Source organism: uncultured Microbulbifer sp. (assembly GCF_913055755.1).
GTDB lineage: Bacteria > Pseudomonadota > Gammaproteobacteria > Pseudomonadales > Cellvibrionaceae > Microbulbifer.
This window is the reverse complement of sequence record NZ_CAJXKH010000025.1, coordinates 1-14768: the sequence shown is the minus strand read 5'-3', so window position 1 is coordinate 14768 and position 14768 is coordinate 1. Positions and strand designations below refer to the sequence as shown.

At 61.2% G+C, this 14768-nt stretch carries 16 protein-coding genes; all 16 read left to right on the top strand.

The features are described 5' to 3' along the window. The first annotated feature begins 357 nt into the window (after window positions 1-357). The gene (locus QZ511_RS06425) at window positions 358-1077 is read left to right on the top strand and encodes a paraquat-inducible protein A (RefSeq protein ID WP_295800669.1); all 720 of its coding nucleotides are present in this window, start codon (window positions 358-360) and stop codon (window positions 1075-1077) included. After that, window positions 1074-1778, top strand: a complete 705-nt coding sequence (locus tag QZ511_RS06420; protein WP_295800666.1) for a paraquat-inducible protein A — start codon at window positions 1074-1076, stop codon at window positions 1776-1778. The genes QZ511_RS06425 and QZ511_RS06420 overlap by 4 nt, the downstream gene beginning before the upstream one ends. Then, complete coding sequence (locus QZ511_RS06415) at window positions 1775-4132, top strand: MlaD family protein (protein ID WP_295800663.1); 2358 nt, start codon at window positions 1775-1777, stop codon at window positions 4130-4132. The genes QZ511_RS06420 and QZ511_RS06415 overlap by 4 nt, the downstream gene beginning before the upstream one ends. 45 nt (window positions 4133-4177) lie before the next feature. Continuing rightward, window positions 4178-4738, top strand: a complete 561-nt coding sequence (locus tag QZ511_RS06410; RefSeq protein WP_295800659.1) for a DUF4136 domain-containing protein — start codon at window positions 4178-4180, stop codon at window positions 4736-4738. 96 nt (window positions 4739-4834) lie between these two features. Next, complete coding sequence (locus QZ511_RS06405; protein ID WP_295800657.1) at window positions 4835-5389, top strand: DUF4136 domain-containing protein; 555 nt, start codon at window positions 4835-4837, stop codon at window positions 5387-5389. Window positions 5390-5422: 33 nt separating this feature from the next. After that, the gene (locus QZ511_RS06400) at window positions 5423-6052 is read left to right on the top strand and encodes an NUDIX domain-containing protein (protein ID WP_295800655.1); all 630 of its coding nucleotides are present in this window, start codon (window positions 5423-5425) and stop codon (window positions 6050-6052) included. A 185-nt stretch (window positions 6053-6237) separates the two neighbouring features. After that, window positions 6238-6807: a DUF1249 domain-containing protein gene (locus QZ511_RS06395; RefSeq protein ID WP_295800652.1), complete on the top strand. Its 570-nt coding sequence runs from the start codon at window positions 6238-6240 to the stop codon at window positions 6805-6807. Between the two features lie 42 nt (window positions 6808-6849). Then, window positions 6850-7650, top strand: a complete 801-nt coding sequence (locus QZ511_RS06390) for a phosphodiesterase (RefSeq protein ID WP_295800649.1) — start codon at window positions 6850-6852, stop codon at window positions 7648-7650. A gap of 231 nt (window positions 7651-7881) precedes the next feature. Continuing rightward, window positions 7882-8559 carry a hypothetical protein gene (locus tag QZ511_RS06385; protein ID WP_295800647.1) on the top strand — a complete coding sequence of 226 codons (678 nt, stop codon included), beginning with the start codon at window positions 7882-7884 and terminating at the stop codon, window positions 8557-8559. A 61-nt stretch (window positions 8560-8620) separates the two neighbouring features. Continuing rightward, on the top strand, window positions 8621-9268 hold the full coding sequence (locus tag QZ511_RS06380; RefSeq protein WP_295800643.1) for a YqiA/YcfP family alpha/beta fold hydrolase: 648 nt from the start codon (window positions 8621-8623) through the stop codon (window positions 9266-9268). Window positions 9269-9331: 63 nt separating this feature from the next. Then, window positions 9332-11218 (top strand): DNA topoisomerase IV subunit B, encoded by a 1887-nt coding sequence (gene parE / locus QZ511_RS06375; RefSeq protein WP_295800639.1) that lies wholly within the window; start codon window positions 9332-9334, stop codon window positions 11216-11218. Window positions 11219-11300: 82 nt separating this feature from the next. Beyond that, window positions 11301-11594: a DUF3175 domain-containing protein gene (locus tag QZ511_RS06370; RefSeq protein ID WP_295800634.1), complete on the top strand. Its 294-nt coding sequence runs from the start codon at window positions 11301-11303 to the stop codon at window positions 11592-11594. Between the two features lie 55 nt (window positions 11595-11649). Next, the gene (locus QZ511_RS06365; protein WP_366935624.1) at window positions 11650-12453 is read left to right on the top strand and encodes a DUF817 domain-containing protein; all 804 of its coding nucleotides are present in this window, start codon (window positions 11650-11652) and stop codon (window positions 12451-12453) included. A gap of 155 nt (window positions 12454-12608) precedes the next feature. Then, on the top strand, window positions 12609-14096 hold the full coding sequence (locus QZ511_RS06360) for an MFS transporter (protein WP_295800632.1): 1488 nt from the start codon (window positions 12609-12611) through the stop codon (window positions 14094-14096). A 185-nt stretch (window positions 14097-14281) separates the two neighbouring features. After that, a complete protein-coding gene (locus tag QZ511_RS06355) occupies window positions 14282-14551 on the top strand; it encodes a hypothetical protein (RefSeq protein WP_295800629.1) in 270 nt (89 codons plus the stop codon). Between the two features lie 62 nt (window positions 14552-14613). Further along, window positions 14614-14768: helix-turn-helix domain-containing protein (locus QZ511_RS16675; protein WP_366935623.1), on the top strand; the 155-nt coding region annotated here is incomplete at its 3' end.

The window sequence follows — 14768 nt, the reverse complement described above, 5'->3', positions numbered from 1 at the left end:
GTACTTTTCGCGCGCTGAAGGCGCGAACAGGGCCGACGGTGCGAGAGTGTACCTCCCGCTTGCAGGAGCGTCGAGGCGACGATCGGCGGGTTTTGGTATATCTTCGTTAAACTGACGCGAAAGTGCGTTCAGTAGCACAATTGAATAACTGCCCGTCGAACCGTGCATTTTTTCAGCATTTGCCTGCAGTGAAAATACTGCCGCTGGCGAAGTGCTGTAAAAAACCCTGTGAAGCCGGCCCTGTTACCGAAGTAGACGTCACACGTCTTGCAAACGGATGCAGGCCCCGGATTGCAGTCCGGCAAATCCTGCCTGCGCGAACCGGCGGGTTGCAACCCCAAGTGCACAGGAAGCAGTATGGCGCAGTCGCCAGCAACACAGCCGCCAACAAGTGGGCAGCCAGAAACCGGGTCCCTGCCCGCTGCGACCCACTGGCGCCGCGCCTGCCACCAGTGCGACCTGCTGCTGACCCGCCAGGCAGCACCGGTGGGCTGCAAGCTACTCTGTCCGCGCTGCGGCGCCTCCCAGCACCGCAATATGGAACGCAGTATTGCGCATACCGCTGCGCTCAGCGTCAGTGGCCTGTTACTGTTTATCCCCACTGCGACCCTGCCTCTGCTGGAATTTTCCCTGTTCACCTTCGGTGCCGAAAACACTCTGATGAACGGTGTGCAGGCGCTGTTTGAAGCGGGTTATATCTGGCTCGCTTGCATCGTACTTTTTTGCAGCGTGCTGGCGCCGCTGGGCAAATTCCTGTTGCTGGCGTTTATCAGCTGGGGCAGTGCCTGGTGGCGGTTGCGCAAGCCGGTGGCGAAGGCGGTACGCTGGTACCTGCACCTGCAGGAGTGGGGCATGCTGGATGTGTATATGCTGGGCATTCTGGTGGCGCTGGTGAAAATGTCCGATCTGGGGAAAATGGAGGTGGGGCCCGGGCTCTACTGTTTTGTCGCGATGATGGTGGTGGCCAGTGCGGTCCAGGTTTCCTTTGATCCGGAAGTGGTATGGGCGCGGCTGGCGCGGCGCCGGCCGGGGCCGGATGCCGGGCGAGGGGCAGCGTCGCCGGAGGTGGAACAGTGAACCGTCCCGCGCGCGCACTGTCGCAAGGGCTGTGGGTCTGTCTCAGCTGTCGGCAGTTGATCGACCCGCCGAAGGGCGCTGGCAGCTGCCTGTGCCCGCGCTGTGGGGCCAGGGTGCACCCGCGCATCGAGGGCAGCGTGATGCTCACCTGGGCGCTGACGATTACCGGTGCACTGTTGCTGATCCCGGCCAATATCCTGCCGGTGATGACGGTGATTTACCTGGGGTCCGGTGAGCCGAGCACCATCATTGGCGGCGCCCTGGAGCTGTATCACGCGGGGCTCTGGGGTATTGCATTGATCGTGTTTGTGGCCAGTATTGCAGTGCCGGTAATGAAACTGGTGGGTCTGGTAATGTTGTGCCTGATCGTACAGTTGCGCCTGGACGTATCGCCGCGGCAGGCGATGCGGGTTTACCGGGTGGTCAATGCCATCGGCCGCTGGTCGCTGCTGGACCTGTTCATGATTTCAATCCTGGTGGCGCTGGTGGATATGGGCGCCATCGCCGAGGTCCATGCGGGCCCCGGCAGTACCGCCTTTGCCACGGTGGTAGTGGTCACCATGTTTGCGGTGCGCGCGTTTGATCCACGCCTGGTGTGGGACATGGTGGCGGCGCGCGAGCGTGAAACACTGAGTGCGCAGGATGCAGCGCGCCCCGAGACCGCGCCGGATACCCAGAATAATCACACGGAGAATGGATGAGCGAGCCGCAAGCGGAGTACGACGCCCAGCCCGAAGGCCTGGCCCGGCGCAGTCGCGGCCTGTCGCTGGTTTGGCTGTTGCCGCTGGTGGCAGCGATCATTGCCGCCTGGCTGCTGTACCGGGATTTCACCCAGGGTGACATCAAGGCCACTATCCTGTTTTCCACCGGTGACGGCCTGGTGCGGGGCAAGACCGCGGTGAAATATTCCGGGGTGGATATCGGCGTGGTGGAAGATTTCAGGCTGATGCCGAATGCCGCCGAGCTCGACGGCCAGGACGGCGTGCTGGCCGAGGTCAGCTTCAATCGCAGCGCGTCTTTCCTGCTGACCAAGGGCAGCAAATTCTGGCTGGTAAAGCCCGAGGTTTCCCTCACCGGGGTGCGCGGGCTGGAAACCCTGGTATCCGGTAACTACATCGCTGTTGAGCCCGGCAGCGGCGAGCCGCAGAAGCATTTTGTGGCGGTACCGGAGCCGCCTTCCTATGTGCGCGGGGACGGCCTGCGCATCACCCTCGAATCGCCGCGACTGGGATCCATCAATCGCGGCTCCCCGGTCTACTACCGCCAGCTGGAAGTGGGGCAGGTGGAGAATTACCGCCTGTCGAAAGACACCAGCAAGGTGGAGATAGACCTGTTTATCCGCCGCGAGCACGCCAATCTGGTGCACCGCGGCAGTCGCTTCTGGAACGCCTCGGGGATTTCCGTCCAGGGCGGCATCAGCGGCGTGAACGTGGAGCTGGAATCCCTCGCCTCGCTGATTGCCGGTGGCATCAGCTTTTACACCCCGGAGTCCCAGCGGCAGTCGCCGCTGGCAATGGACGGCAACGAATACAAGCTCTACAAGAGTTTTGCCGAGGCCGATGCGGGGATCCCGGTGACCCTGCATTTTGATCGCGGTGTGAGCCTCACTGCCGGCAGTACCCAGGTGATCTACCAGGGAATCCTGGTGGGGGAGGTGAGCAAGGCCAAGGCCAATCGCAATATCGACGGCATGGAAGTCGAGGTGTTGATGGACCCCATCACCGACGACCTGCTCACCGAGAACACCCGATTCTGGCTGGCGCCGCCGACACTGGACTTCTCTTCCGGGGTCAATGACCTGCTGCAGGGCAACCGTATCGAAGTCGACCTGCGCCCGGGCGAGCGCTCCCAGCGCAGTTACCGCGCGGCCTCCAAACCACCGCCGCGGGACCCGCGGGTGCCCGGTCTGCACCTGCAGTTGACCGCGCGCAATACCGGCTCTCTGCAGCGCGGCGCCTCGGTGTATTACCGCCGGGTGCCGGTGGGGCGGGTGCAGGGGCTGGAGCTGAAGGGCGACGGTTCCGGGGTGGAGGTTTACGTGGTGATCGAACCCGCCTACGCCCACCTGGTCAACTCCGAGAGCCGCTTCTGGAATGTGAGCGGCATGCGCGCCAGCGCCAGCCTGCAGGGGATAGAAGTGGAGGCGGATTCCCTGCTGTCGGTGGTGCGCGGCGGCATTGCCTTCGGCAGCGGACCCCGCGCCGCCAAAACCGCCAGCCGGGCAAAAACCGGCGACAGCTTCCGCCTGTACGACAGCCGCGAGGACGCGCTGGAAGAGGGCATCACCATCTATATTGCGCTGCAGGGTGACGAGGGGCTCAAGGTAGGGGCGCCGCTGCGCTACCGCGGCATCCAGGTGGGGGAGATCACCCGCATGTACCTGAACCCGGGGCTGGATGGTGTGCGCGCTCGCGCGCGGCTCTACCGGCATGCAGAGCGCTTTGCCCGCGATGGCACCCGCCTGTGGGTGGTGGACGCGAAAATCGGTCTCGGCGGCGTGGATAACCTGGATACGCTGATTACCGGGCCCTTCCTGGAGCTGGACCCCGGGCAGGGCGAGGTGCGGGTGGAGTTCATGGCGATGCCGGCCAAGCCGGAACCGGACCTGGCGGATACCATGATGCGGCCGGGGTTGACCCTGATTCTCAATGCACCGCGGCGCGGTTCCCTCAAGCGCGGCAGCCCGGTGTACTACCGCCAGGTGAAGGTCGGCGAGGTGACCGGGTACCAGCTCGGGGAACTGGCGGACCGGGTTTACATCTATGTATATATCGAGCCCCGCTTCCGCACACTGGTGCGGGAGCACACGGTTTTCTGGAATGCCAGCGGGGTGGAAGTGAACTTTGGTCTCAAGACCGGCCTGGATGTGCACACCGAGTCCACCCAGGCGCTGCTGGCAGGCGGTATTGCATTCGCGACGCCGAACAATGCGGAAATGGGGCTTGAAGTGGAGTCCGGCAGCCACTATCCACTCTATGGCAAGGCCAAACCCGAATGGCTGCTGTGGAGTCCTAAAATAGAGTTGTACCCGGACGAAGCGACCAACTTCAAGTAATACAAAGCGATCACACAAGAACGCACACGCGGAAAGGGAGAACGGATGCGAATTCCAATAGCCGGCCTGATGGCCGCACTGCTGGCACTGGCCAGTCTCGCGGGTTGCTCGCCAACCCAGGTCGAAAAGATCAAGCCGCGCACCGCACCGGTGGCGTTTTCCACCTACGCTTGGGGAACCGAGGCTTTAACCGCCAGTTCGGGTTCGTCCGCACAGCTGGTGGAGCTGGATACGGAGCTGCGCCAGGTGGTCGGTGCGCTGATGGCGAGCCGCGGTTACCGCCAGGTCGACAGCGTGGACCGCGCGCAGATGGTGGTGGATTACCAGATTGCCATCCTCGAACAGGAATTTTCCGGCGATCCCCAGAACGAGAGCTGGGATGCCCAGTTCGACAGCAATGCCCCCTCTGGGGTGGTGGAGCTGCCATCCCGTATCGGTGCCCCGCGGGTCACGCTGTCGGTGGGTATTGGCCCCCAGAACGGCATGCCCATGTGGGGCGGAAGCGCCACCAAACTGATCACCCGCCCGGAGGACAAGGCTGAGCGCCAGCGAATTCTCGACCGGGCCGTCGCGGAACTGTTGCAGGATCTGCCCCCGGCCCAGTAAATTGACTGGCGTTGCCCGGCGGGTATCGAGGCTACAAACTGTTACTTTCAATTTCGGCAGGGAAGCCGGTAATCTCAACGCAAAGCGGGAGAAAACATGGCTTCATTGCTGAGAACTCTCTGTGTTGCCGCCCTCGCCCTCTGGCTCGGCGGCTGTGCAACCCCCAATCCGGTCGCGGTGGATTACGACCCCGCATTCAAATTCACTACTCTTCGCAGTTATTACCTGCTGGACCCATTTGCCAGCGGCCAGGTTTCGCCGTTTGAGATCAAGCGCGCCAGTCAGGCAGTGGACGGCCAGCTGCGCGGCCGCTACCGCAAGGTAGACAGTCGCGAAGCGGCGGACTTTCTGGTGCGGGTGCAGTTGTTGAGCAGTGACAAGATTGCGGTGTACGAAAATCCCTACAGTCTGTATGGCGGCTACGGATATTTCGGATTTGGCTGGCGCCCCCCGCTGCGGGTGCGCCAGTACCGCGAGAGCTCCCTGGTAGTGGATATGCTGTCTCCGGAAGAGGCCCCCCTGTGGCGGGGCAGCCTGCCTTCCAGCGCAGCGCGGTATGAAGATCCGGTATACCAGCAACAGCGTTTTGCGGAAGAGGCCGCACTGATCATCGGCCGTTTCCCGCCCTACAACGACGTGGGATATGACTGAAGTGCGGCCTGGCAGGGCCGCTAAAGGAAAACAATGAGCAGCGACAAGACGGATCTCCAGCCGCCTTTTACCCGCGGCGCTGTGGATATCATCGAGCGCAAAACCGTCTACGACGGCTTTTTCAAAATGCACAAGTTGCGCCTGCGCCACCGCCTGTACCGGGGCGGCTGGAGTGGCGAAATGGAGCGCGAGCTGTTCGTGCGGGGCAACGCGGTGGGGGTGTTGCTGTACGACCCGAAGCGGGAGCAGGTCGCCCTCACCGAGCAGTTCCGCATCGGCGCACTGGAACGGGAGGCCGGCCCCTGGTGCCTGGAAATTGTTGCCGGCATGGTGGAAGTGGGGGAGTCCCTGGAAGATGTCGCCCACCGGGAATTGCAGGAAGAAGCCGGTCTGGAAGTGGCGGAGCTGCACTATATCCGCAGTTACCTCCCGAGCCCCGGCGGCTCCAGCGAGCGCATGCACCTGTTCTGCGCCACCGCGGACCTGAGCAGTGTGGAGGGATATTTCGGGCTCGCCGATGAGCACGAGGATATCCGCCTGCGGGTGTTGCCGCTGTCCGCATTGCTGGCGGCGCTGGATGAGGGGGCGGTCGCGATCGACAATGCGGCGTCCATCATCAGCCTGCAATGGCTGCAACTGCATCGCGACCGGCTGTGCGGCTGAATGTCCCGCTGGCGCCGTGGGGATGCAAAAATCGCGCAACCGGGCCGATAGAATTTGGCAAATGGCATTATTTCCGGGGAGCTGCCACTGTTGGCGGAGTCCGGGCGCATTTGCGACGAATGTGCATCCCCCCGGGTGCAAACTGAGAGATCAATCACGGCGCGAAGTCAACAGGAGTGTCGATAATGGCAGTTCCGGTAAATACAGACCGCAATGCACAACGCAGCTCGAACCCCGATGGGTCCGCAGCGCAGGCAGGCACCGGCACAGCGGCGGCGAGCAGGCGCGGCAAGCCCGCCTACAAGGTGGATCTGCCCAACTACCACGCCGATTGCGATGCCAATTATCTGCGCCTGTGCAAGTTGATGCCGGAACTCGCAAGCAATCACAGCTGGCGTTACCGGATGCCGGAAGGCACCCTGGAAGTGTCAGTGGTTGAGCGCAGCAGGTACACCACGGAGGTCAGCCTGCAGGCGTGCGCTGCCGAGAATGGCAGCAAACACAGAACAAACTGGCTGAACCCGCCGCCCATTACCGTGCGCCTCTACCACGATGCGCGTATGGCGGAAGTGGTTGCGGTAGATGGCCAGGGACCGGTGGGAGGCGACGGGCTGAATTTCCGTTATCCCAATCCGGCCATGCACAACGAAGACGAGCGCCAGCAGGTGAACCGCTATCTGAGCGAGTGGCTGGCGCACTGCCTGGCAAATGGCCGCGCGGATGCCGACATCCAGTTGGGTGGTCAGCGTTTCTGAGCGCCGCCGGGCACACAGGGACGTATTTAACAAGGTGAGATAGTGGCAACTGAGGCAGCATCCGTACGCAGACTGATACAGATTACCGACCCCCATATCGGCGGTCGGCCGGATTATCAGTTGCTGGGCCTCGACACCGGTCACACCCTGGAAGAGGTGCTCAATTCCGTCGCCGCGCAACCGGAAAACGCCGAGTTGATGGTGGTGACCGGCGATGTCTCCGCCAATGGCAGCGAGGCCGCCTACCGCCGTTTCCTGCATAAAATGCAGTCCTTCCCCACGCCCTGGTTCTGGTTGCCGGGCAATCACGACGATCCCGAGCGCATGGACCAGATGGCAGCCCGCCGTCGGCCGGAAGTGGCGAGTGTCGGCAACTGGCGAATACTGTTACTGGATACCAGTGTACCCGGGCAGATCTGCGGTGGCTTTGAGGCGCACGAGCTGGCGCGTATCGAGCAGCTGCTGGAGCAGCATGCGGATCACCCGCTGCTGTTGATGATGCACCACCAGCCGGTGCCGGTAGGCAGCAACTGGATCGATGGCCACATGCTGAAAGCGGGGCGCGAGCGCTTTATCGAGCTGGTGCAGGGGGCCGCCAATGTGCGGGCCATCGCCTGGGGGCATGTCCACCAGCAGTTCGACAGTGAGCTCGGCAGTATTGGTCTGCACGCAACACCTTCCACCTCGGTGCAGTTCACCCCCGGCAGCGGCCCCTTCTCGATCGACAGCGAAATGCCCGGTTACCGCTGGTTTGACCTGTACGACGACGGCCGCTACGAGACCGGCGTCGAGCGGGTTACGATTACCGAATACAGCGTGGATCTGGCTTCCTCCGGATACTGATCACCTTTCCCGGTTTTTGCCGGCAGCGGAGCGCGCCCGTCGGCAAAATGCGACCGTCTGTCCATTTGTCGACTCTGCCACCTGTCATTGATGACTTCACATCCTAAAATGGCACAGGAATCTTCCCGGCTGTTTCGGGGCCCAATATCGGGGTAGGGTTTTATCCCTATCGACCCGCCCCCTGTGGATATCGCTGCAGCCGCAAACCCTTTATCAGGAAGTGAGGTGATCATGTCTCAACCAAAACAGAATAAATTACTGGCGTTGTTGCTCCTGCCCCTGGCCCTGCTGGCGGGTTGCGCACAGCAACCGGCAAGTGAAAGCGCAGCGGCGGAGACCGCCACACAGGATGGCCTGGTGCCGCGCCAGACCGGTCTCGACAGCGTGAGCGCCGCCTATGCCTTCGACATGAGCGGTGCCAAGGTGTACCTGGAGCCGGTGCAGGTGGAATACACCAAGCGCTTTGGTCGCGCGGGGTCGCCACTGCGGGCCAAGGACTACGAGCTGGATGACAGGGATCTGGACAAGCTGCAGGAGCTGATGGGGCAAACCCTGAGTGAGCGCTTCCTTATGCCGCGCAACAGCCAGCTGGTGGCGAACCGGGCCGAGGCCGACTACGTGATGCAGCTGGACCTGAGCCGCTTCTCTCTGGGCGCACCGCTGGATCCCACTCCGTGGCTGTGGCGGGTGTATACCGACCAGAGTGCCTATGGGGTACTGTCCGGTGAGCTGAAAGATCGCGATGGCAATGCGGTGATGCGTTTCAGTGATCGCCGGGATATCGGGGAAAACTTCGGCAACCTCGGCCCCAATGGCCGCTTCGAGCGCTTCACCAGTGTCACTTTCTGGAGCGATATGAAGGTCGATATGCGCCGCGCCTTCGCCAGCCTGGACAAATCCCTGCGCTGACCGTGCAATTCGGGGCGCGCCGCCGGTACATCCGCCGGCGGCGCGGCTATAATCCCCGCCCATGTCTGAACCATCCCAAATCCGGCAGGACAATACCCTGCAAACCCGCCCGCTGCTGATCTACCTGCACGGCTTCCTGTCTTCGCCGCAGTCCTACAAGTGCCAGTTGCTGAAAGACTGGTTGCGGGAGCACCATCCGGAAATTGTGTTTTACGCACCGCTGGTGTCGCCCTATCCCGGTGAGGCTGCCACCGCGCTCGCCACCATGCTCGACGACTTCTGCCGCCTGCATTCCGGCCCCATCGGCCTGGTGGGCAGCTCCATGGGCGGCTTCTGGAGTACCTGGCTGGCGGAGCGGCACCAGTTGCCCGCGGTACTGGTCAATCCGGCGGTGAAACCCTCGCGCTTTATGCCCGGCTACGTCGGCCAGGAGCTGCGGCCCTACAGCGGTGAGATGCAGACCTATCGCCTGCAGCCGTCGGATGTGGATACCATGGCGCAGCTGGAGCAGTCGCTGTCGCAGCCGTTGAGCGGGCGCTACTGGCTGCTGGCCCAGCGCGGCGACGAAACCCTGGACTGCCGCGAGGCGGAGCAGTTTTATGCGGGCCAACGACAAACGGTGGAGGATGGGGGCGACCACAGCTTCCAGGGATTTGCCCGCTATACCGCCGCACTGGTAGATTTCCTGTTTCCGCAAAATACTATTTAGAATCGAATCCATAACAACATCTAACGAATTGCAGTAGGCGCCGGAGCACGGCGAACAGACGCTATGGCCAATTATTCCGCAGAAGATATCGAGGTATTGACGGGGCTTGACCCGGTGCGCAAACGCCCGGGCATGTATACCGACACCACCCGCCCCAACCACCTGGCCCAGGAAGTGATCGACAACAGTGTCGACGAAGCCCTTGCCGGACACGCGAAAAAAATCGAAGTGGTGCTGCACAAGGATCACTCGATTTCCGTCAGTGACGACGGCCGCGGCATGCCGGTGGATATCCACCCGGAGCAGGGGCGCCCCGGGGTGGAAGTGATTCTTTCCACCCTGCATGCCGGCGGTAAATTTTCCAACAAGAACTACCAGTTTTCCGGGGGGCTGCACGGGGTGGGTGTTTCCGTGGTGAACGCCCTGTCCAAGGTGCTGGAAGTGACCATCCAGCGCGATGGCCAGGTCCATCGCATCGGCTTCCAGAACGGCAACAAGGCCTCCGACCTCGAAGTGGTGGGGGAGTGCGGCAAACGCACCACCGGCACCAGTATCCGCTTCCTGCCGGACCCGCAGTATTTCGATTCCGCCAAATTTTCCGTGCCGCGCCTGCGCCATTTGTTGCGCGCCAAGGCGGTACTATGTCCGGGCCTGAGCGTTACCTTTATCAACGAGCAGGACGGTGAATCCGACCAGTGGTATTACGAGGACGGCCTCAAGGATTACCTGGCGGCCGCCAATCAGGGCTGGGAAGTACTGCCGGCGGAGCCGTTTGTCGGCAACTTCTCCGCACAGACCGAAGCGGCGGACTGGGCGGTGCAGTGGCTGTCGGAAGGCGGCGAGGTTACCGCCGAGTCCTACGTCAACCTGATTCCCACCGCTCAGGGCGGCACCCACGTCAACGGCCTGCGCGCCGGCCTGCTGGATGCCATGCGCGAGTACTGCGAAATCCGCAACCTGCTGCCGCGGGGGGTAAAGCTCGGGCCGGAGGATATCTGGGCGCAGTGCTCCTACGTGCTCTCGGCAAAACTGGCGGACCCGCAGTTTTCCGGACAGACCAAGGAGCGCCTCAGTTCCCGCGAGGCCACCGCCTTTATTTCCGGCGTGGCCAAGGATGCCTTCGGCCTGTGGCTGAACCAGCACACGGAAGAGGGCGACAAGCTCGCGGAGCTGTGCATCAGCAACGCGCAGAAGCGCCTGCGCTCGGCCAAGAAAGTCGCGCGTAAAAAAGTTACCCAGGGCCCGGCGTTGCCGGGCAAGCTGGCGGACTGTTCCAGTGGCGACACTTCCCGCTCGGAACTGTTTCTGGTAGAGGGGGACTCCGCCGGCGGTTCCGCCAAACAGGCCCGCGACCGCGAGTTCCAGGCCATCATGCCCCTGCGCGGCAAGATCCTGAATACCTGGGAAGTGGATTCCAATGAGATCCTCGCCAGCCAGGAAGTGCACGACATCGCCGTCGCCCTCGGTGTGGACCCCGGCAGCGACAACCTGGAAGGCCTGCGCTACAACAAGATCTGTATCCTGGCGGACGCGGACTCCGACGGTCTGCACATTGCCACCTTGCTGTGCGCGCTGTTCCTGCGTCACTTCCGCCCGCTGGTCACCAACGGCCATGTATACGTCGCCATGCCGCCGCTGTTCCGCATCGATATCGGCAAAGAGGTGTACTACGCTCTGGACGATGCCGAGCGTCAGGGGATTCTCGACCGCATCGCGGCGGAGAAAAAGAAAGGCAAGATCCAGGTCACCCGCTTCAAAGGGCTGGGTGAAATGAACCCGCTGCAGCTGCGGGAAACCACCATGGATCCCAATACCCGCCGCCTGGTCCAGTTGTATATCGACGCCGGCGACGACAGCAATCAGCTGCTGGATATGCTGCTCGCCAAAAAGCGCGCCAGTGATCGCAAACAGTGGCTGGAAACCAAGGGCAACCTTGCAGAGGTGAGCTAAGGCTGTACCGCAAGCCCCGCAATGCGGGGCTTTTTATTTTGTGGGGAGATTTTCTGCAATGAAACCTCCAGAAAAAATACCCGTGAAAAAGAACTGGTCGCAGCAGGTTACCGAGAACAGTGACGCGCTGGATCTGGAAAGTGGCGTATTTACTTTTCAGGACCCGAAACAGATCGCTCGCTCACTGAAGCTGTCGGCTGAACAGAGCCAGCGGCGCAAATCGGATCCATTCCGCTCGGCCATGTCGATGCTGACTTTTTACATAAACCGGGCCGGGCACAATCTGCCGCAGGAGCGTATCGAGATCCTTGAGCAGGCGAAGGATGAGTTGCGCGTGCTGTTTGGTCGCCCGCGCAAAGGTGTCTCCAGGCACTAGCATTGCCCATCGACCGGCGAAGTCAACGGATTGAATAAGAATAGGGAAAAGCTAAATCAAAACGTTTATCCGCGAACTCTGGATCTTCGGCCTCAAACAGGCCTATGCCTGCATTTTTGGCGGCTTTCTGCTGGCGGTGATGTTGGTCACCAGGATCTGGTATCCCATCGAGGGGCTGCATCGCTACGACTTCATATTCCTCGCAGCGATTGTTTTCCAGGTGTTTCTGCTGCTGGCGCGACTGGAGACGCTGCGGGAGTCTGTGGTCATCATCGTCTTTCATCTCGTAGCGACGGTGATGGAACTGTTCAAGACTTCCGATGCCATCGCTTCCTGGGTGTACCCGGAAGACTATATCTTCGGGATTGGTAATGTGCCGCTGTTTACCGGGTTTATGTACAGCGCGGTGGGCAGTTACCTGGCGCGGGTATGGCGGATCTTCGAGTTCGAGTATTCCCACTATCCCTCAAGGGTGGCGACAATCGTACTGGTGGCGCTGATCTACGTGAATTTCTTCTCCCATCACTTTATCTGGGACCTGCGCTGGGTACTGGTGGGAGTGACGGTGTTGCTGTTCTATCGCACCCAGATCTTTTTCCGCGTCGTGCGCCGGCACCGCAGCATGCCGCTGCTGCTGGGCTGGTTCCTGGTGGCCCTGTTTATCTGGTTTGCCGAGAATATCGCGACCTACGCCAATATCTGGATCTACCCCAATCAGTCCACCGGCTGGCAGATGGTCTCCGTGGCCAAGCTCAGTTCCTGGTATCTGCTGATGTTGCTGAGCTTCGTGCTGGTGTCGCTGGTCAGTAGCGTGCGTATTCGCGGTGAGGGGAAGGCCGTTTCCGCTGCCGTCGCCTAGCCATCACCCGTCAAGACTGGTTGGTCAGCGCCCTCTACGCCCCGTCCGGGGAGGATGGCCTCTCTTGTCCCTGCTGAGAAAATCCGAACATGACCAGAGTGCCGCACCCGGGTGTGGCACCTCTCACGCATACAATAACCAGAGCGGTCTCAGCGATGAAAAAACAGCCCAAACTCCCTTTCTGGCAAGTGTGGAATGTCAGTCTCGGCTTCCTCGGCGTACAGTTCGGCTTCGCCCTGCAGAATGCCAATGCCAGCCGGATCCTGTCCGACCTGGGGGCGGACCTGCACTCCCTGTCCCTGTTCTGGATCGTGGCGCCACTGATGGGGCTGATCGTACAGCCGATAGTCGGCTCCGCCTCTGACCGCACCTGGGGCCGCTTCGGGCGCCGCAACCCGTATATCCTGTTCGGTGCCATCGCCGCGGCCCTGGGCATGGCGTTTATGCCCAATGCCGGAATCGCGGTGGCGTTTGTTGCACCGATCCTGTTCGGCGGGGTGATGCTGGCGCTGATGGATGCGGCGTTCAACGTGACCATGCAGCCGTTCCGTGCCCTGGTGTCCGACATGGTGCCCTCGGAGCAGCGCACCGTGGGCTATGCGGTACAGTCCCTGCTGATCAATATCGGCGCGGTAATGGGCTCGATGCTGCCGTTTATCCTCACCAACGTGATCGGGCTGGAGAACACCTCCCGCGGCGGGGAAGTGGCGCCGTCGGTGATCTGGGCCTTCTATATCGGCGCCTCGGTGCTGTTGGGGTCAGTGCTGTGGACCGTGTTCCGCACCAAGGAATATGCGCCGGAAGAGTACAACGCATACAAGGGAATCGACGGCGATGCGGTGGCGCGGGAGCTGGCAGAGCGCAAATCCCTGTCGCAGCGCCTGGCCGGCTTCTTCCGCCTGCTGGTCAGCATGCCCTCGACCATGCGCCAGCTGGCGGTGGTGCAGTTCTTTTCCTGGTTCTCCCTGTTTATCATGTGGGTATACACCACCCCCGCGATCACCCAGCATGTGTGGGGGGTGGAGGCCAAGTGGTTTGACTCCCACTACCTTGAGACCGTGGGCGAGATTCCGGCCCATATCGCCGCGGCCAAGGGCGCAGCCGGCGACTGGGTAGGCATCATCTTCGCCGCCTATTCGCTGTTTGCAGCAATCTTTTCCATGGTGCTGGCGCGGGTAGCCAGCGTGCTCGGCCGCAAACTCACTTACTCCCTGTCCCTGCTGCTGGGCGGCCTGGGCTATATGAGCTTTTCCCTGTTCCAGGGCGGCGCTGCCACCGAGGTGAACCTGTTGATCACCCAGGTCACCGTGCCCTCCGGTGCGCTGGGGCTGTTGCTGCCCATGATCGGGGTCGGTATCGCCTGGGCCGCCATTCTGGCGATGCCTTACTCGATTCTGTCCGACGCACTGCCGGCCACCAAAACCGGTGTGTATATGGGAATCTTCAATTTCACCATCGCCGCGCCGCAGATCCTGTCAGCGCTGGTGGCGGGACCGATCCTGGCCGGCCTGTTCGACAATCAGGCCATCTACATCATCATGCTGGCCGGGGTGTTCATGGTGCTCGGCGCCATCTCGGTATTCTTTGTGCGGGAAACGCAGGGGCTGCCCGCGGGTAGCGACGGAGAGCCTGCCACCGCCTGATCGAGCAAATGAAAAAGCCCCTGAGAAGGGGCTTTTTTTGTTTTTGCTCACTTCGAGAAATCCGGTGGTGTCCTGAACGTTCAAATATCCCGCGCTATTCCAGAGTATTCCCAGTTATTCCTTCGAGGAACCGATACTCGACGAGTAATTTATCTCTTCCGTTAAATACGAAAGGGAGACTTTAAATGCGAAGTATTGCCGCACTGATCGTATGCATATTGCCAGTAACCGTTTTTGCTTTTGATGAACCCATCGAAACCATTGATTTGAACGTAAAGGAAAAAAACCTGCTATTAGTGTGGGAAATGGTGGTGGAAAAATGTCCTGGGACTCGAAGTGAGCATAGGGTCATCCATCCCCGAGAGCCCGTTTCCTTGAAGGTGGAAGGCGTGGACTGCCGTGATGTGCTGAAAATGTTGGTAGACTTCGATCTGGACGTCAGTCCGTCGAAGTAATACCCGGTGGCAGCAGGTCGCTTCGAGCGCCCGCTGCCACCATTATCAGTTGCTGTTGGTGTATGGAAAGTCTGGGAAATCGCCTGAAATTGATACGAGCGGGCCTGCGCTGGAGTCAGACCGAGTCTGCGCGGAAAATTGGCATCGAGCAGTCGTATCTCTCCAAGTTGGAAAACGATCAGGCCCTGCCATCTGCGGGTTGTCTGGAAAGTATCTG